Genomic DNA, 18,594 nt, shown 5'->3' with positions numbered 1-18,594 from the left:
TCCAATACATTCCGCCCGCTAATGGAAATCCCGTGACTTCGGGATCACCTGCACATTGCGCGGGTGGCGGCCGGTGTTGGATGGCAGCGGGTTCACCACATGGTCCGCCCGCGCCACATCGGGTTTGAGCAGATCATCGGACAGATCGGATAGACGCGCAGTATCGTCGGACATCTGTTTTGCGACGACATGGATCACGTCTTCATCCATTTGCACTGTTCCTGTCACCGACATCAGCCGCGCGCCCATAATCACTTTGCGATTGGCCTCCATCGCATCGGGCCATACCACCAGATTGATCACCCCGGTTTCATCTTCCAGCGTGATAAACACCACCCCTTTGGCGCTGCCGGGCCGCTGGCGGATCAGGACAACGCCCGAAACAGACACACGCTGCCCGAACTTGCAGCGGCGAAGGTCAATCGCCCGGGTGAAGCCGCGCTGCCTGTAATCCTTGCGCAGAAACGATAGCGGATGGCCTTTGAGCGAGAGGCGCGTTGTTTGATAATCGGCAACCACATGCTCGCTGAGCGGCATGGCGGGCAGCAGAGTGGGAATATCCGCCCCTTCGTCTCTTGTGTCGGCAAAGGTGAAAAGCGGCAGATCGGGTGCATTTTTGAGCGCGCGCGAATCCCACAGCGCCGCGCGGCGATCCTTGCCTATCGAACGGAAAGCATCAGCCGCGGCCAGTAACTGGATCGGGCGCATGCCCAGCTTCGCGCGCGTGCGCAATTCCTCGACATCGCCATAGGGTTCGCCGCGCGCATCAAGCAGCTTGGCCCCGTCCAGCTTTGCCAGACCATCGATTTGCCGCAGCCCCAAACGCACTATCAATTGCCGTTTGCCGTCGATGGTCTGCCATTCGACGGTGCTATCCCAATCGCTGAAATTCACATCGGGGGCCAGCACCGTAACGCCGTGCTCGCGCGCATCGCGGACGATTTGCGCAGGGGCGTAGAACCCCATCGGCTGCGAATTGAGCAGACCGGCGGCAAACACCGCCGGATGGTAATGTTTGATCCAGCTCGAAACATAGACAAGATGCGCAAAGCTGGCCGCGTGGCTTTCGGGAAAGCCGTATTCGCCAAACCCTTCGATCTGGCTGAAACAGCGCGCGGCAAATTCGGGATCATAGCCGCGCTGGATCATCCGCCCGACCATCTTTTCCTTATGCGCCGAGACCATTCCGCGCGACCGGAAAGTGGCCATCGCCTTGCGCAGCTGATTGGCCTCCACCGGAGAGAATTTTGCCGCAACCATGGCGATTTTCATCGCCTGTTCCTGAAAGATCGGGACGCCCAATGTGCGTATCAGGATGTCCTTCAATTCATCGGGGTGGCCATGCTCTGCGCCGGGCGAAGGATAGACCGCCACTTCCCTGCCCTTGCGCCGTTTGAGATAGGGGTGAACCATATCCCCCTGGATCGGCCCCGGGCGCACAATCGCAACCTGGATGACCAGATCATAAAATGTCCTGGGCTTCAGCCGCGGGAGCATGTTCATCTGCGCGCGGCTTTCGACCTGGAAAACGCCCAGAGAATCTCCCTTCTGCAGCATAGCGTAGACCGCGGGATCTTCCTGCTCCACGCTCGCCAGCGTGTGCTTTTCGCCGCAATGCGCCTCTATCAGATCGAAGCATTTGCGGATGCAGGTGAGCATGCCCAGCGCCAGCACATCGACTTTGAGAATGCCCAGCGCGTCTATGTCGTCCTTGTCCCATTCGATGAAGCTGCGGTCCGCCATCGCGCCATTGCCGATCGGCACAGTTTCGGTCAGCGGCCGCTCTGTCAGAATGAAACCGCCCACATGCTGCGACAAGTGGCGCGGCTTTCCGATAAGCTGGTCGGCCAATGCAATCGTGCGGCGCAGATGCGGATCGGCGAGATCGAGGCCTGCTTGTTCCTGCACGCGCGCCTCATCCACTTCGGAGCCCCAACTGCCCCAGACGGTTTTGGCCATGGCGCTGGTCACATCTTCGGACAATCCCATCACCTTGCCCACTTCGCGGATCGCCGAACGCGGGCGATAATGGACCACAGTGGCGCACAGCCCCGCTCTTTCGCGGCCGTATTTCTCGTAAATATGCTGGATCACCTCTTCGCGCCGTTCATGCTCGAAATCGACGTCGATATCGGGCGGTTCCTTGCGTTCTTCGGAAATGAAACGTTCAAACAGCAATTCGACCTGCACCGGATCGACCGCGGTAATGCCGAGGCAATAGCACACCACGCTGTTTGCCGCAGAACCGCGCCCCTGGCACAGGATCGGCGGATCGACGCCGCGCGCATAATCGACAATGTCCTTGATGGTCAGGAAATAGCGCGCAATGTCGAGCTTCTCGATCAGTTCAAGCTCGCGCTCGATAAGCCGGGAGACTTTCTCCGGCACGCCATCCGGATAACGCCTGTCCGCGCCTTCCCAAGCCAGCGTCGTCAGATAGGCTTGCGGGGACTTTCCCTCGGGCACCGTTTCGCGCGGATATTCATAGCGCAGCTCTTCAAGATCAAAGTCGATACTGTCGGCAATGGCGCGCGTTTCGGAAATCGCATGCGGCCAGTCACCGAACAGGCGGATCATCTCCCCGGGCGTTTTCAAATGCCGCTCGGCATTCTGTTCGAGCAGCGCGCCCGCTTCGTGCACCAGACACCCCTCGCGGATACAGGCCATAACATCGGCCAAGGGGCGTGCCTCGGGCGCGTGGTAAAGCACATCATTGGTCGCAACGAGCTTGAGACCATGTTGGCGTGCCAGCAGATCGAGCCGGTTGATCCGTGCGCGTTCTTCCCCGCGATAGAGCCAGCTTGCCGCGAGATGCGACATTTTCGGCAACATCCGCACAAGCTCTGGCAAATCGGCAGCAAATGCATCCAGATTAGCCGGCGGCAGCGCGATCAGTACCACTCCTGAATCAAAACCGCCCAGATGGTCCGCAATCATTTCCAGCGTCAGGTCACATTCGCCCTTTGCCTGCCACTCCCCGTCGACAGTGCGCATTTTGGCCGCAGACAGCATCGCCGTGAGGCGGCCATAGGCACCGCGTGTTTTGGGATAGGCCAGAAATTCGCGCGACGGTTGATCGCCGGTTGCCAGCGTGACCAGACGGCACCCTGTCAGTGGGCGTTGATGCACATTGCGCAGCTCGCTCCAATGGCGCACCACCCCCGCCATGCTGTTACGGTCAGCAATGCCCAACGCATCATAGCCGAACGCATAGGCGCTCTGCGCATAATCGACCGCGTCCGACACTCCGCGCAGAAACGAATAACAGCTGGCCAGCCCCAGTTCGACATAGGGTGATGGCGGATGGCGGCGGCGAGTCCCGTCATCAATGATCGTCGGTCTGTCAGGCGTCAGCGAGGGATCAGGCATCAAGCCCGTGGACGAACCATTGCGGGTTGCCCCCTCTCCCGTCATCCATCAGCCCTTCCCGGTAAAGCCAGAAACGGCGGCCTTCGCTGTCTTCGACATGGTAATAATCGCGCAGCCGCGCGCGCGAATTTTCGCGCCACCATTCGGGCGCGATCCGCTCCGGTCCCTGGCTCCGTGCGACATCGTGAAGTTTGTAGCGCCAGCGAAAACGCGCGGGCGGGCCATCGGGTACCGCGTGAATGACTTCGGCTTCTTCGGGGCGCTGCAGCATCCGCAGCGGCGTTGTGGTGCGGCGCTGCACCGCAGAGAGGCTGCCCGCATTTTCGATAGCGGCCGGCGCCCATAATTCGCCGCGTTCGGGGATATGGCTGCCTTGCCGCACGGGCTTCAGCACCGCGCCGATGCCCAGCCGCGCGACCAGCCGGTCGATCAGGCCCGTAAAGGCCATATCATCGCGCGTCTTACCCGTCAGGTCGTCCTGCGCCGCAGCCAAAACTTCGCTGTCGACGGCCTCAAGCGCGGCGGCTTCGATCCCGAAACCGGGATCAAACCGGTCAAGCTTCCCGTCGAACAGAGCGGTCAGATGCGCCGGATCGCGATTGGCGCGGCCCGTGCGCACATCGCATTGCAAAACCCCGCCATCGACACGGTAGGCTGTGAAAACCAGCCCCCGCGCACCGCGCCCCTCACGCTCCAGCAACGCGCAGAGATCAACCGCCAGATCGCGCAATATCTGCGACAGGCCATCGAGATGCCCGATCGGTTCGGCCAGTTTGCGCAGCGCGCGCAGCGGCGGAGCGATGTCTTCGGAAACGAGCAATTCCTTGTGCCGCCCGAGAGCCTGATCGAGCCGCAGCACCGGATTGGCAGAAGGCGCCTCGATACGGCGGAAACGGCGGATCAGCGCCTCTCGCGGAACATCCATCAGCGCACCGATGCTCTTCAGCCCCAACCGTTTGAGAAGCAGCACCGTTGCCCCGTCAAGCCGCAGCGCGGGAACCGGCAAAGGTGCCAGATGACGCGCCGCATCCGCTTCTTCGCAGATAAAGCGCTTGTGCCCGCCATGCCGCGCCAGCGCCCACGCGGTGCCGATTGTCGGGGCAATCGCCAGCCTTGCGGTCAGCCCCATCGCCGCAAAGGCGCGCGTCATCTCGCGCAGCATCGCTTCCTCGCCGCCATGCAGATGATCCGATCCGGTACAATCGAGCAAGAGACCGTCCGCGCCGTCGCTTTGCGCCCAGGGGCACCAACGGCGCACCCAGAAAGACAGCATCGCAAGGTCCGCCGCATCGGCGGCGCATGCGGCATCTTCCACGCGCAGATCGGGCAGGATCGCGCGCATATCGGTGATCCGGCTGCCTCTGCTGATGCCCGCTGCCACAGCCGCGGCGTTGCAATCATGGACCACGCGCCCATGCGTCGCCTCGCGCGCCAGCACCATCGGTGTCTGGTCAGCAGGCTCAGCCTGTTTGTACTTGCGGAGCTGCCTCCTCCGCCATCGCTGGATGGGAAAGTAGGGGAACCAGATCGAGACGATGCGCCGCGCGGTCATATTCGGCCTGCCAGATGCCCGGCTTCGCGCCGCGTGCGCGGAACAGCTCTGCCCGCCAGCGCGGTATGCCGGGGGCTTTGCCATCGTAGGGATGCGGCGCGGAAGGGAGCGAGCTGATATTCCATCGCTGCCGTGCGGCGGAAAGGTTGGGATGCCCCTGAAAACGGATCAGGAAGACATGCACGCCCTGCCGCTCGGCGCGCATCGCCAGCCGCTTTGTCGCGGTAAAGTCGAGCGCTTTGGGATCGCCCCACACTTCCCCGATAATGGCCGCAATAGAGGTGCATCTCAGCCCTTCCTCCATCGTCCACAAGAGGTCACCCGTATTGCGCGAACAGGCGAGCACCAATTGCTCCGGATCGCCGCCGAAACGCCCGAAACCCTGCCCGAACGGCCTACCCGTTTCGAGCGCGGCCATCCGTTCCTGCACCCACAGGATACGCCCGCCGCGCGGAACCTGCGCCAGAGCAAAGCCTGCCACCCCGGCATCGCGAAAGTCGGAAAACAATTCGACCAGCTGCGGTTTCGCCGCCAGCGGAGTCGAATCCGCTCGCCGATCATCCACCGGGGAATTGTCATTTGATACTGGCGAAACATCGGGCTCCAAGACTCGCACATCCGTAAGTTTGTTCTGCTTATGTTCTTATTAGGAAGCATGGGCCGGAAGAGTCAACGGCCAATCCGCCAGGGCGCATTCTGCCCGCCCTGCCAAAATACCCGCACGCAGTTCCATTCGCCGCCAAATCTGGCATGATGGTTGCCGAAAAGAATCAGAACCAATGAATCGCGCCATCGCGCGAAAGAGGAGAAACACCCATGGATGCTGTCACCAAAGACGCCGGAACCGCGCTGCATGCCCAACCCGGCTTCAACATTCCCGACCCCAGCAGTGTCGAGCCGCTGAAAGGCAAAGTCTCCGATATCGAATGGGCGATCCGCTGCGATCTGGCCGCGACCTATCGCCTGTGCGCAATGCACGCATGGACCGATCTGGTGTTCACCCATATCTCCGCCCGCCTGCCCGACGAAGACGGCGAAGAGCGCTTTCTGATCAATCCCTATGGTGTGATGTTCGACGAAATGACCGCGTCATCGCTGGTCAAGATCGATCTCGACGGGAATATCAAGCAAGACACGCCCTATATGACAAACCCCGCCGGATTTACGATCCACAGCGCGGTGCATAGCGCGCGCGAAGACGCCGGCTGCGTGATTCACGTGCACACGCCATACGGTATTGCCGTATCGGTCCAGAAAGAGGGGCTGCGCCGTTACACCCAATTCTCGATGCAGGTGCATGATGATGTCGCCTATCACGATTATGAAGGTATCGCGCTGGATCTGGACGAGCGCGAGCGGCTGATCGCCGATATGGGTGACAAGAGCCTGCTGATCCTGCGCAATCACGGCACGCTGACGGTCGGCGAAAACTGCGCCATCGCATTCCTGCGCATGTATTTCCTCGAAAACGCCTGCAAAACGCAGATCCTCGCGCAATCGGTTGGCAGCGCCGACAAACTGCATGAGGAAAGCGAAGAAATGGGCCACCGCGTTTACCAGCAGGGCCTGCCCGCCTTCACCAAGGGTATGGGCGACAATCTGGTCTGGCCCGGCCTGATGCGCAAATTGGCGCGCACCAATCCGGGGCATGACTATTAATGGCTGGAGGGCCGCTGGAGCCTGAGCCTTAATGCAAACGCCTTGCAATATCAGATTCCGCCGGTAGAGACCGGCCCGAAACATAAACTGGAATAGAACTGACTCATGGTAAAACCGAAAACCCGCAATCTGCTGATCCTCGCGCACTTGCTGTTCGCGTCGTTCCTCGCGCCAATGTTCATTTTGGTGGCGATCACAGGCTTCAACTACCTTTCCGGTACGAAGGGCGAAACTGTCGAGACCGCGCTGACCGTGCCCGAAGGCATCACGATTGACGCGGAAAGCGACACGATCGAAGACACCGTGCGCGAAGTGCTGACCGCCAATGATCTGCCAACCGATTTCGAATATCTTCGGATGCGCCCGGGCAGCATCACCACGCGCCCGACATCAACCGACTTCGTCGTGCTTGAAGAGGAAGAAGGCGTGTGGAGTGCAACGCTGCACGAACCGAGCCTGCAATACCGGATGATGGAACTGCATATGGGCCACGGCCCGGAAAAGTTCAAAATCTACCAAACGATTGCTGCGGTGGCTTTGCTCTTCATCATTCTTGGCGGTTTGCTCGTTGGGCTGCTCGCTCCGGCATATCGCAAGAAGACCATCGGTGCCGCCGCGCTCGGCACGGCAACCTTTGCATTGCTTGCATTTGTAATCTGATTGCGCGCTCGCTGCCTGCGGATGAGCGGGCAGCGAGCAGGCAGATTTGCGCCGGCGGCAAGCGCTGTCGAAGGCTTACTCGCCTTTGATCGAACCTTCGTAATTCGCGAGGATGCCGGTCACCTGCGTCCACACAGCGACATTCTGGCGCAACTGCACCGGATCGATCTTGTCGAGCGTATCGTCAGGCGTGTGGTGCAGATCGAAATAGCGCGAGCCATCCTGTTGTAGATCGATGATCGCGGTTTTCTGGTCGCGGGCGATATTGATATCCGCCCCGCCCGACGCAACGATAGTGGAATTTGCCACTCCAAAGCGCGCCACCGATTTTGCGAGAAGCGCATGCAGATCGGGATTGCTCGTTCCAAAATTGCTTTCGAAACGCCAGATCCGGTCGGCACCGAAATCGCTTTCGAAAGCCACGCCAATCGGTTCATCGATATGCGCTTTGGAATAGGCGACGCTGCCGTGCAGGCCGACTTCCTCTGCCCCCGCCATCAGCACGCGGATGGTGCGCAGCGGCTGGCCGGTATGCGACACGTGTAGCGCAGCTGCCGCGGCAATGCCGCAGCCAGCCCCGTCATCAAAAGCGCCCGGTGCGTTCCACCAGCTGTCGAGGTGGCAAGCCAGCAAAACCGGGGGCAACGACGGATCGCGCCCGACAATTTCGCCCACCACATTGCCGCTTTGCGTCATGCCGAGCTTTTGCGGGGTTAGCACCAGTTTCATTGTGATCGGGCGGTCACCCGCGCGGGCGAACATCCGTTCCAGATTGAGTGCATCGGGGATCGACAAGGCGCCGGCGGGAATCATGCCGTCAACCACCTGCGTGCCGCCGACATGCGGGGTGCGGTGATTGTCCGTCCCGACCGATTTGATCACGGTCGCGGCGGCGCCCTTGCTCTTGGCGATGCTTGCGCCAACCCAGCGCGCCGGGCCCGCAAAACCATATTGCGAACCGTCCTGCGTTGGCGTCATCGAATGGCTGATATAGGCGATCTTGCCCGCAAGGCTGCCCTCGGGCGCAGCGGCCAGATCACCAACATTTTCGAAATAGACCACTTCCGCTTCGATACCGCCCGGTCCGGTAGAGGCGCTACCGCCCAATGGCTGCACCACCAAAGGCTGCGGAAACGGGCTGATGATTTCGGCCTTGTGCAGATCGCCCGGAACCCAGGTATCCATCATAAAGGGCTCGTCAGCGACATTCTGGAAACCCTGATCTTTGAGCCATTTGACCGCCCACGCACGGCCGCGCGCTTCCGCTTCGGTCCCTGCCTGCCGCGGGCCGACTTCGGTGGTGATCCCCTCTACGAAATCCCACGCGATCTTGTCCTGATCGAGTGCGCCATCAGCCATATCAGCCAGCGGGACCGAGCCGGCCTGTTGGGCCATTGCGGGATAGGAAAGCGCGCTTGCAGCAAGCGCCAGAGCGAGGGGTTTGGCAAATTTTGTCATGCCGCTGCTGCTATCGGCGCGCGGCCGCTAAGTCCAGCAAAGCCGCATGCAAAGCCTATTAAGCGCGCAGACCTTTGAGATATACGGTCCGCCCGCTGCGCCGCACGGCGGACAATTCCATATTGCGCATGCGGGTGGCGCTGTAACTGCAATGGACCCAGCCCGCTTCGCCATATTCATAGATCAGCTGGTCATAATTGAGCTTCTTTTCCATCCATTGGCAGACTTCAAGATTGCTCACGCCCGATACGGTGAAATCGGCGGCTTCGCCCAGACAATGCTGGCTCGAGCCCGATCCACCTATCGCGCGGTTGAGCTTGGGAGAACGGTATCCGCTGCTGATATTCACCGGCCTGCCGAAATGGTCGCGAACAGGCTGAAGTACTTTTTCGCAAAGGAGCTTGAGCGCCGCCGTTTGATTGACCCCGGGCCGGTTGCGGATGCCCTTTCGACTGGCCGTTTGCGATCTGACCATTTCGGCTAGGCTAAAATTTTCTGATAATTGTGTCACCAAACCCTCCATTCTTCGGTGCATTGTGGACTTCTATTCAATCTTGTAAATAGTCGCCGTAGATTTTTCTTGCACGTTCCCGACTAATTGGTTTGCTTAACATTGCCGCGCGGCAATGGCTGTGACCTGAGGCACGGCTTTTCGATTCACTTGCCCCGCAGGCGATCACCCCCTATCTGCACCACCAACTCATTCACATCAGATACTACCTTCGAAGGACACGCCAAATGGCCGCGCAATACGCATATGTCATGAAGAACATGACCAAGACATTCCCCGGTGCAAAAAAGCCGGTTCTGTCGAACATCAATTTGCAATTCTATCAAGGCGCGAAAATCGGCATTGTCGGCCCCAACGGCGCGGGTAAATCCACCCTGATCAAGATCATGGCCGGGATCGATACCGATATTACCGGCGAGGCCTGGGCGGGCGAGAATATTACCGTTGGCTATCTGGCGCAGGAGCCCGAGCTGGACGAGAGCAAAACCGTGCTCGAAAACGTCAAGGATGGCGCGCGCAATATTGCCGACAAGGTTGACCGTTTCAACGAAATCACCGGCCTGATGGGTGATCCTGACCGTGATGATTTTGACGATCTGATGGCCGAAATGGGCACTTTGCAAGAAGAGATCGACGCGGTTGACGGGTGGACGCTCGACAACCAGCTGGAAATCGCGATGGAAGCGCTGCGTTGCCCGCCATCGGATGCCTCGGTTGCCAATCTTTCGGGCGGTGAGCGCCGCCGGATCGCGCTAACCCGCTTGCTGATCCAGAAACCTTCGATCCTGTTGCTGGACGAGCCGACCAACCACCTCGATGCCGAAAGCGTCGAATGGCTGGAAAACCACCTCAAGGAATATGCCGGCGCTGTTCTTATGATCACGCACGATCGCTACTTCCTCGACAATGTGGTGGAGTGGATTCTGGAGCTCGATCGCGGATCTTACTATCCTTATGAAGGCAATTACTCGACCTATCTGGAGAAGAAAGCCAAGCGTCTGGCGCAGGAAGATCGCGAAGACGCTGGCCGCCAGAAAGCACTCAATGAAGAGCTCGAATGGATCCGTCAGGGAACCAAGGGCCGCCAGACCAAATCAAAAGCGCGTATCCGCAAATTCGAACAATTGCAGGAAGCCCAGCAGGACCGCAAACCGGGCAAGGCCCAGATTGTTATCCAGGTTCCCGAACGCCTCGGCAGCAAAGTGATCGAGGCCAAGGGCATTTCCAAAGCCTATGGCGACAAGCTGCTGTTCGAAGACCTGTCCTTCATGCTGCCCCCGGGCGGCATTGTCGGCGTGATCGGCCCCAACGGCGCGGGTAAATCGACCTTGTTCAAGATCATAACCGGTCAGGAACAGCCCGACAGCGGCACCATCGACATCGGTGAAACCGTGCATCTGGGCTATGTCGATCAAAGCCGCGACGATCTGAACCCGAAAAACAATGTGTGGCAGGAAGTCAGCGACGAGCTCGACTATATGAAAGTCAACGGCCACGACATGAGCACGCGTGCTTACGTGGGCGCGTTCAACTTCAAAGGCGCGGACCAGCAGAAAGTCGTCGGCAAACTGTCGGGCGGTGAACGCAACCGCGTGCATATGGCAAAAATGCTCAAACAAGGCGGCAACGTGCTGCTGCTCGACGAACCGACCAACGACCTCGACGTCGAGACATTGCGCGCTTTGGAAGACGCGATTGAGAACTTCGCAGGCTGCGCCGTGGTAATCTCGCACGACCGCTTCTTCCTCGACCGCCTGGCAACGCATATTCTGGCGTTTGAAGGCGATAGCCACGTTGAGTGGTTTGAGGGTAACTTTGAGGCGTATGAGGAAGACAAGCGGCGCAGGCTTGGCGATGCGGCGGATCGGCCTACACGGTTGGCGTACAAGAAGCTGACTAGGTAAGCCTTTTGCTTCCCTCGTTGTTTGTTGTTTCAATCCCGTCATTCCCGCGATAGCGGGGAAGCGAAGCTGTCCAAAGGACAATCTAGGGTGGCTTGGTGACTGGTTGCTCTGGATTCCCGCTTTCGCGGGAATGACGGTGAGTGGTTGCATTTGGCACAAGCAGAGCCACACGTTACAGTTCCGGAAACACCGCCCTTCAAAGGACTCCGGCCCATGAAGATGACCCCCATGAACATCGCGATTTTCGGCATTGCCGCAATCGGGGGGCTGATCATCGGTATGCAGTCGCCGATGCTGGGAATGCTGTTGATCATACCCGTGGTGATCTTTGTCGCCGTGATCCTGTTGCGTAACCAGAGCGGCGCGCTGGCGGATGCGGAGGTCACTGCCGATGCCAAGGCGATGACACCCGCAGCGGGCAAGGCGCGGATTTACATTATGCGCAACGGCTTTGTCGGCGGGCAGCAGGGTATGAACATCACCGTCAATGGTGATCTGAACAGCCAGATCCGCAGCAAATATTTCCTGATGGCCGAAGTCGATCCGGGCCAGCATGAAGTGACCGCAAAAATGTCCAGCGGGTCAAAATCGGAAAGCCACACATTCAGCCTTGGGGCTGGCGAAGTGATCTTGTTCGATATGAAGCTCAATATGGGGATGGTTCAGGGGACCCCCGATTTCACCGAAATTCGCGGCGCGCGCGAGGCACAGGGGATGTTCCGCAATCTGAAAATGGTCGAGTGGAAAAGCGCGGCCTAACGCGCAATTTTCCTACATCGCCGGGCCACGCTATTGCGTGTGAATGGCTTTCTTCGCGACCTTCCCTGCGCGCGGTCAAACGCGTGCTGTGCGCTGCAAGACAGCCGCTGCGGGCCTGCCGATTATTTCCCCATTGGACTGTGGTCCATGTGGTCCATGTCTCCCCCGGGCGCGGCAGCAGGCCAAGCGGATTTGGCGCGCAGCAACGCCCAGAAAGCCGCCGGGAATCGCGCTTATGGTTAATTTCGTCACAAGGTTTTGTTTTCGATTCATCAAGCAATCGCATGTAAAAACTTGTTCGAAGTCAAAGGACGCGCGCAGTGATTGATGTCGAGATTCAGAACGAAACCACCCAAACGCAGGAGAGAATCAAATTCTCCGTCGTTCCGCGGATTGGCGAAGGGGTCCGGCTGAAAGATGCGAACGGGTTCTGGGCATCATACGACATCCTCGACCTGTGGTATCAAAAGGCCGAATATGGCGATGTCTGGGTCCCGTATCTCCACGTGACCAAGACCGAGGACGAAGCGCAAGCTCCGCAGCCAGCCGCCAAACGGCAGGCCGGCCAGGGGGAGGTTGTCCCATTCACAATCTGATCAAACGCCAGAACCTGCCCGAGCAGAAAGAGCAAGACGCAGCGTCCGCGCCCGCTCCTGCTGCCGAGCCAGCTGTAGCGCCCGCGCAGGAAACCCCCGCTCCCGCCGCTCCTATGCGCTATGGCCGCAGGGGTCCCGATGCCGCGGTGCCGCATCTGGTGGCCGAGCGAGCGCCCGCACGAAATTGCCTGATCGTCGACGATTCACGGATGATCCGCAAAGTGACGCGCAAGATCGTCGAACCGCGCGGTTACCTGACCGACGAGGCCGAGAATGGCGAAGAAGCCTTGGCGAAGTGCAAAATCGCGATGCCCGATCTGATCATCCTCGATTGGGACATGCCGGTGATGACGGGGATCGAATTCCTCACCGAACTTCGCCAGCTCAATGGCGGGCAGCAGCCCAAAGTTGTGTTCTGCACCACCCATTCGCAGGCTGTCGATGTACATCAGGCGGTTCAGGCCGGTGCCAATGAATTCGTGACCAAGCCTTTCTGCGAGGAAAGCCTGGTCGCCAAATTGGGCAATATCGGCGCAGTGTGATGCGCTTGGTTGAATGGGATCGCCCCAAGGCGTTCACCTAAGCAACCGCCAACATTAACAAACACCTTTACATTTTGTTCAGTTTTCGGTCATCCAAGCTGAACTAGAAGGCGATTCATCAACAGGGCCGCAGGTGGGCGCGGCATCTATTATGGAGAGCCGTATGACTATGAAACAACTGATGAGTGCTGGAAGCGCATCGGCCCTTGCGATGGCGATGGCGTTGATCGCTCTTCCCGCGAAGGCGGTCGAGGTACCCCAAGCGCAAGGCGCAGACCGCAGCGACCGCGATGGCAACCAGGCGTTGCAAAATCGCGGGGACCGCAATCAGGCGCGTGAGAACAGAGGCCGCCGTGCAGCCGATCGGCCGCGCCAACGCAACGCTGATCGCCGCGGTGCACGCAGCACCCCGCAACGCGAAGTTCGCGAACAGAGGCGAGCCGCGCCTGACCAACGTGCAGAGCGCCGTCAGGAACGACGGACAGAGCGCCGCGTAGACCGCCGCCAGGATCGGAGCGCTCGCGGCCCCGCAATTGCACCAGCACAAGCGCGCGAACGCGCCGAGCGCCGTGTGGATCGCCGTGTGGATCGCCGCGTTGATCGTCGTCAGGACCGCCGCGTCGAACGCCGGACGGAACGCCGTGTTGATCGGCGTGTTGATCGCCGGCAAGATCGCCGGGCCGACAGGCGTCAGGAGCGCCGCGTAGACCGCAACCGCACTTATCGTGATGCGCGGCGTGATGGGTACCGCAACGGGTATCGCAATGCCCGCCGCGACGTCCGTCGGGACCGCCGTGAAGCGCGCCGCGATTATCGCAGGTGGAACCGCAACCAATGGCGCCAGAACAACCGCTACAACTGGTACAATTACCGCCGGTCTAACCGCAGGTTGTACTCGCTGGGCCGGTATTACTCACCCTATCGCGGATATAATTACCGCCGGATCAGCATCGGGTTCTACCTCGATAGCCTGTTCTACAGCAATCGATACTGGATCAACGATCCTTGGACCTACCGCTTGCCCGAAGTCTACGGCCCCTATCGCTGGGTCCGCTATTATGACGACGTGCTCTTGGTGAACATCTACACCGGAGAGACTGTCGACGTGATCTACGACTTCTTCTGGTAAGCCAGCGCCGTAATTCTGTCGGGCCCCATGGGCCTGATCAGAAAGCTCGGCTAAGAATACCCCCGTCAGCTTGGGCTGGCGGGGGTTGTTCTTTGCAGGCCGTGCGCACCTTTTGACTTGTCGCAGCAAGCCAGCGCCTTGAAGCGCGGGAATTGAATGCTAGAAACCCGTCATGGCTAAAACTCCGATTTCCCCCGATAAAGACGCCCTGAAACGAGTCGGCGACGCGGTTCGCAAACGGCTCGATGCCAATCCGAAGGCCGAGGCAATTGATACCGGCGGCAAGGCCGAAATGTACGCGGTTAGCCATTTCCTCTCGGGCGCCGAATGCCAGAAACTGCTTGGGATGGTCGACGTAATCGCGCAGCCAAGCGAGCTGTTTGACCAGGATTATTCCACCGGCTTCCGCACATCCTTCTCGGGCAATCTCAATCCCCACGATCCGTTTATCGCGGAGCTTTCAAAAAGAATGGACGATCTGGTCGGTCTAAAAGCAGAAACCGGCGAGGCGATCCAAGGCCAACGTTATCATGTTGGCCAACAGTTCAAGCCGCATAACGACTTCTTCTATCCCGATCAGGAATATTGGAAGATCGAGCGCAAACGCGGCGGACAGCGCAGTTGGACCGCGATGACTTTCCTCAATCCGGTCCAGAAAGGCGGCGCAACGCATTTCGTGAATCTGGACCTCAAAATATTCCCGCAGCCCGGCGTTTTGCTGCTATGGAACAATGCCAATCGCGATGGAACACTGAACGAAGATATGATGCACGCGGGCACGCCAGTGGAAGCTGGCGTCAAATATGTCCTGACCAAATGGTACCGGACGCGCAAACTAAACCACAAGGCAGCAGCTAAGTTCGATCGAGCGCGTCGGCGATAAGTTTGCGGGAATTTTCAACGCCGTATAGCGCGAAGAAACTGCCCATGCGGGGCCCCTGATCGCTACCCAATAGCGTCTGGTAGAGCGCCTTGAACCAGTCCCGCAGATTTTCGAAACCGTATGTTTCCTGTTTGCCGATCTCATAGACTTTGGTCTGCAAATCCTCTGCCGAAATATCCGCCGGAGCTGCAGCCAGCTCTTCATCCAAAGCACGCAGCGCAGCCGCTTCGTTCTCCGCCGGCGCACGCTTGTTGAGCGTTGGCACGATGAAATCGCGCGTATATGCCACGGCTGCATCGATCATCCGGTCGAGTTCCGGACTATCAGCCGGCTCGCCAATGTAGTTGTCGAGATATTCGGCAACATTTTCGGCGGTCGCTTCTGTCCCCAGCACGCTGGCAAGGTTCAGCATCAGCCCGAAGGTCACCGGCACTGTGTCGCCCGCCCCCGGCGCATCGGGCCCGTCATGCGCCTCGTTTGCGCGCAGCAAATGCCACACCGGATTGCCCAACTGCTTGTCGAGCGGCTGCTCGGCCAAACGCTCGCGGAATTGCCAATAATCATCGACTGCGCGCGGGATCACGCCGACATGCAATTGCTTGGCACTTTTCGGATTGGGAAAGATATAGAAGCCGAGGCTTTCTTCGGTCCCGTATTCGAGCCACTGTTCGATGGTCAGCCCGTTACCTTTCGATTTGGAAATCTTCTCTCCATTCTCGTCGAGGAACAGCTCGTAGATCAGACCGTCCGGCTTGCGACCGCCAAGAACTTTGGCGATTTTGCCCGATTGGATCCCGGTGTCGGTCAGATCCTTGCCATACATTTCATAATCGACACCCTGCGCCACCCAGCGCATGGCGAAATCAACTTTCCATTGCAGTTTCGATTGGCCGCCAAGTGCGGATTGTTCGACCACCGATCCATCTTCATCGGTGAAGCGGATCAAACCGGCATCGGCGTCCACGACTTCTACCGGTACCTGTAGTACCGCGCCGGTGGTTGGCGAAATCGGCATGATCGGGGAATATGTTGCTGCACGTTCGGCACGCAATGTCGGCAGCATAATGTCGAGGATTGCCTGATTGTTGCGCAAGACATTGACCAGCGCATCGTCAAACGCACCGGTGTTGTAGCGATCAGAAGCCGCGACAAATTCATACTCGAAGCCGAAGCGATCAAGAAATTCGCGCAGCATCGCGTTGTTGTGCGCGGCGAAACTTTCGTACTTCTCAAACGGATCGGGAATGCGGCTGAGCGGCTTGTTGAGATTCTCTGTTAGCATTGCCTGGTTCGGCAGGTTGTCCGGCACCTTGCGCAGCCCGTCCATATCGTCGCTGAAGGCCACCAGCCGTGTCGGCGCGCCGCCTGTCATCGCTTCGAATGCGCGGCGCACAAAGGTAGTGCGCAACACCTCCTGGAAAGTGCCGATATGCGGCAGGCCAGAGGGGCCATACCCGGTCTCGAACAAAACCGGTGATCCATCGGGCTTGATACCGTCAGGATACCGCTTCAGCAGGCGCTGTGCCTCTTGAAAAGGCCATGCCTTGGAGCTGCGCGCCGTCTCGATCAAAGTGCTGTCAGTCATGGCGCTGCCTTTTGCGGTTTTGCGCCATTGTTGCAAGTGCGAACGGCATTGCCTGAATTCGAACGCACGAAAATGGGACGGCACTCGGCGCGCCGCCCCACCCTTCGGTCAGCCATAGCGACCCGCTAGGCCGGCGAATATTGGTTCTTGCGGTACAGACGGCTGAGCTCTGGCCAGTTGTTCGGATACTGGCTCAAATCGATGCTCGGAGCCGCGGCCTTGAAGCTCCGGCCAAGCGACTGGAGGATCAGACGCGCCCGGCGCAGACGTGCCCTGGGCGAACGGAACGGGTTGGCCCGGTCAGGCTTGGCGTCGATCATCTTCATCAGTAGATCGCTGCGCTCATCGAAGTCCTCAGGGGCATCCTTCGGAAGAGCGACAGCTGCACCTGCCGATGGGAGTACGTCCAACCCGTCCGCCGCTTCGGTATAGTCCGCGCTTTGCGAATAGGCCGCGGGCGCAGCGGGTTGATGATCTTTCACGTCGTCATCGGGAAACACCACTGTTTGCTCGATAACCGGCGCCGCTGGCGCTGGCGTTGCTTTGGGCGTTACCGCTGCTGTGGTCGCGGCAAGGGCAACGGGTTCCGCAGGGGCCATCTGGGGCTTAGGCGGAGCAGACTTTTCAAGCATCGTCCTCTTTTCGATCTTTTCGTCACGGATGACGCGTGAACCGCTGCGGATCCACATGAAGAGGAACACGACCAAGGCGAGCGGGATCAATCCGGCAACCGCCGCCGCGATCAGAGTGTTGTTCTGACTATCGCCAGCTGCAATCGGCTCGGCTGGCGGAGCAAACTCCACCGGCGCTGGAACCGCTTGCATCTCTGTTGCGGTGTCAGCCGATGTCATTGCCACGGAACTGTTGTCGCCCATTGCGACCGGCTCGATGTCTGCTGCAGGTGCCACGGAAGCAGGAGCCACAGTTTCACGGCTGGTAGCTCGTACACGGGCCGGGGCTGCAGCCGCTCTTGGTGCCGGAGCAGGTGAAGCCACCGCAGTAGGTTCAGCGGCTGGTTCCGCAACCGCTTCCTCAACGGCTGGCGCGGGAACTGACTGGACTATCGGAACGCTGATCGCTCGCGGCGTTTGCGGCGCTGGTTGAGCGTCAGCTGTGGTGGCAGGTTGATTGCCGATCAGCGGAGACTGCAAAATCACCGGCTCGGTGGGAGCAGGCGCGACTGGCGGTGTCGGCGAAACCGGGGCTGGCGGAGCAGCCTCGGGCTGCGCCTGAGCCATCAGCGGGGTTGAACCAAGCGCCAGGCTCGCTGCAATCGCAAGCGGGGCACAATGAGCGAGAGAATGTGTTTTCGTCATAGTGCTAAACCAACCAGCGAAAACACAAAGACGTTCCCTTAAGCTGGCATACAGAAAAGGGTTAAAGCATTGAGTTATTTAACTTATTGCCATCCAATTTTCGGACAATGCGGTTTGCCGCTGCGGTGAACCGAGGGGCGCAAAAGCACTTTTCTTTCCGATTTCGCGGCCAATCTTTGATCGGAATGAGGATCGCGAACGGGGCCGCCGCTAACTTGGCGAATAGGTATCAATTCGCGTGATCTTGCCGTTCTTGACCGTAAAGTAAGACAGCGAGCAGCAAATATCGGTCCCGTCAGCCAATATATAGCCTTCGGACAAGACCAAACGGCCTTCGCGCATTTCGCTGGCTGCGATGTAAATGCTCGGCGCGCCGGGTTGGAAGTTCATGGAATATGCGTGGCGGATTTGCGCTTTTCCAACAAAGCGCTGGCCATCATAGGTGAGGACGGCGTTGTCGGCGAACGTATCCATGAACGCGCCTATGTCCCCCGCCCGATAGGCATCGACATGCGCCTGCACCACGACCGCCGACGCATTTTGCTGGGCAATCGCGGGCGCTGCCGCGCAAACGCCTGCAGCAAACATCAATGCGAGTTTCCGGGCAATATCCATTGATCCCTCCAAAATTCAGTCTTCAATGCTAGCCTCTGGCGATTAACAATTTGTTT

16 protein-coding genes are annotated in these 18,594 nt (G+C 59.2%); 8 read left to right on the top strand and 8 right to left on the bottom strand.

What is annotated here, in order from left to right; all coding sequences use genetic code 11:
- Positions 1–18: 18 nt before the first annotated feature.
- The 3 genes from GRI41_RS02980 to GRI41_RS02970 are packed head-to-tail and all read right to left on the bottom strand — an operon-like array spanning position 19 to position 5,486.
- Positions 19–3,369 (bottom strand): error-prone DNA polymerase, encoded by a 3,351-nt coding sequence (locus GRI41_RS02980; protein ID WP_160603294.1) that lies wholly within the window; start codon positions 3,367–3,369, stop codon positions 19–21.
- The gene (locus GRI41_RS02975; protein WP_202388643.1) at positions 3,362–4,921 is read right to left on the bottom strand and encodes a Y-family DNA polymerase; all 1,560 of its coding nucleotides are present in this window, start codon (positions 4,919–4,921) and stop codon (positions 3,362–3,364) included. The genes GRI41_RS02980 and GRI41_RS02975 overlap by 8 nt, the downstream gene beginning before the upstream one ends.
- On the bottom strand, positions 4,830–5,486 hold the full coding sequence (locus GRI41_RS02970; RefSeq protein WP_160603292.1) for an ImuA family protein: 657 nt from the start codon (positions 5,484–5,486) through the stop codon (positions 4,830–4,832). Before GRI41_RS02970 ends, GRI41_RS02975 begins: the two co-directional genes overlap by 92 nt.
- A 251-nt stretch (positions 5,487–5,737) precedes the next feature.
- On the opposite strand from GRI41_RS02970, the gene GRI41_RS02965 reads away from it, so the two are divergent.
- Complete coding sequence (locus tag GRI41_RS02965) at positions 5,738–6,580, top strand: class II aldolase/adducin family protein (RefSeq protein WP_160603290.1); 843 nt, start codon at positions 5,738–5,740, stop codon at positions 6,578–6,580.
- A 105-nt stretch (positions 6,581–6,685) separates the two neighbouring features.
- Positions 6,686–7,240, top strand: a complete 555-nt coding sequence (locus GRI41_RS02960) for a hypothetical protein (RefSeq protein ID WP_160603288.1) — start codon at positions 6,686–6,688, stop codon at positions 7,238–7,240.
- A gap of 75 nt (positions 7,241–7,315) precedes the next feature.
- Here the strand turns inward: GRI41_RS02960 and GRI41_RS02955 are convergent, their stop codons facing one another.
- Together GRI41_RS02955 and GRI41_RS02950 are read right to left on the bottom strand one after the other, a co-directional pair.
- Positions 7,316–8,698, bottom strand: coding sequence for a M28 family peptidase (locus GRI41_RS02955; protein WP_160603286.1), 1,383 nt, complete (start codon positions 8,696–8,698; stop codon positions 7,316–7,318).
- Positions 8,699–8,756: 58 nt separating this feature from the next.
- The gene (locus GRI41_RS02950; RefSeq protein ID WP_160603284.1) at positions 8,757–9,221 is read right to left on the bottom strand and encodes a D-Ala-D-Ala carboxypeptidase family metallohydrolase; all 465 of its coding nucleotides are present in this window, start codon (positions 9,219–9,221) and stop codon (positions 8,757–8,759) included.
- Positions 9,222–9,436: 215 nt separating this feature from the next.
- Here GRI41_RS02950 and ettA point away from each other — a divergent pair, with 215 nt between their 5' ends.
- The 6 genes from ettA to GRI41_RS02920 all read left to right on the top strand — a co-directional run bounded on the left by ettA (position 9,437) and on the right by GRI41_RS02920 (position 15,022).
- The gene (gene ettA / locus GRI41_RS02945) at positions 9,437–11,113 is read left to right on the top strand and encodes an energy-dependent translational throttle protein EttA (RefSeq protein ID WP_160603282.1); all 1,677 of its coding nucleotides are present in this window, start codon (positions 9,437–9,439) and stop codon (positions 11,111–11,113) included.
- A gap of 213 nt (positions 11,114–11,326) precedes the next feature.
- Positions 11,327–11,872 carry a DUF2846 domain-containing protein gene (locus tag GRI41_RS02940; RefSeq protein ID WP_160603280.1) on the top strand — a complete coding sequence of 182 codons (546 nt, stop codon included), beginning with the start codon at positions 11,327–11,329 and terminating at the stop codon, positions 11,870–11,872.
- 320 nt (positions 11,873–12,192) lie between these two features.
- On the top strand, positions 12,193–12,468 hold the full coding sequence (locus tag GRI41_RS02935; protein WP_202388642.1) for a hypothetical protein: 276 nt from the start codon (positions 12,193–12,195) through the stop codon (positions 12,466–12,468).
- 113 nt (positions 12,469–12,581) lie between these two features.
- On the top strand, positions 12,582–13,010 hold the full coding sequence (locus GRI41_RS02930; RefSeq protein WP_160603278.1) for a response regulator: 429 nt from the start codon (positions 12,582–12,584) through the stop codon (positions 13,008–13,010).
- A 163-nt stretch (positions 13,011–13,173) separates the two neighbouring features.
- Positions 13,174–14,139, top strand: coding sequence for an RcnB family protein (locus tag GRI41_RS02925; protein WP_235901034.1), 966 nt, complete (start codon positions 13,174–13,176; stop codon positions 14,137–14,139).
- Positions 14,140–14,311: 172 nt separating this feature from the next.
- Positions 14,312–15,022, top strand: a complete 711-nt coding sequence (locus GRI41_RS02920; RefSeq protein WP_160603276.1) for a prolyl hydroxylase family protein — start codon at positions 14,312–14,314, stop codon at positions 15,020–15,022.
- Here GRI41_RS02920 and GRI41_RS02915 read toward each other — a convergent pair.
- The 3 genes from GRI41_RS02915 to GRI41_RS02905 form a co-directional block, all read right to left on the bottom strand.
- Entirely contained in the window at positions 14,994–16,607 is a 1,614-nt protein-coding gene (locus GRI41_RS02915) for a lysine--tRNA ligase (protein ID WP_160603275.1), read from the bottom strand. The two genes, GRI41_RS02920 and GRI41_RS02915, sit on opposite strands and share 29 nt — an antisense overlap.
- A gap of 125 nt (positions 16,608–16,732) precedes the next feature.
- A complete protein-coding gene (locus tag GRI41_RS02910) occupies positions 16,733–17,845 on the bottom strand; it encodes a hypothetical protein (protein WP_160603273.1) in 1,113 nt (370 codons plus the stop codon).
- A gap of 288 nt (positions 17,846–18,133) precedes the next feature.
- Complete coding sequence (locus GRI41_RS02905) at positions 18,134–18,538, bottom strand: nuclear transport factor 2 family protein (protein WP_160603271.1); 405 nt, start codon at positions 18,536–18,538, stop codon at positions 18,134–18,136.
- Positions 18,539–18,594 lie beyond the last annotated feature (56 nt).

This window comes from Pontixanthobacter aquaemixtae (genome assembly GCF_009827395.1).
Taxonomy (GTDB): Bacteria; Pseudomonadota; Alphaproteobacteria; order Sphingomonadales; family Sphingomonadaceae; genus Pontixanthobacter; species Pontixanthobacter aquaemixtae.
This window is presented reverse-complemented; position numbering and strand designations above follow the sequence as displayed.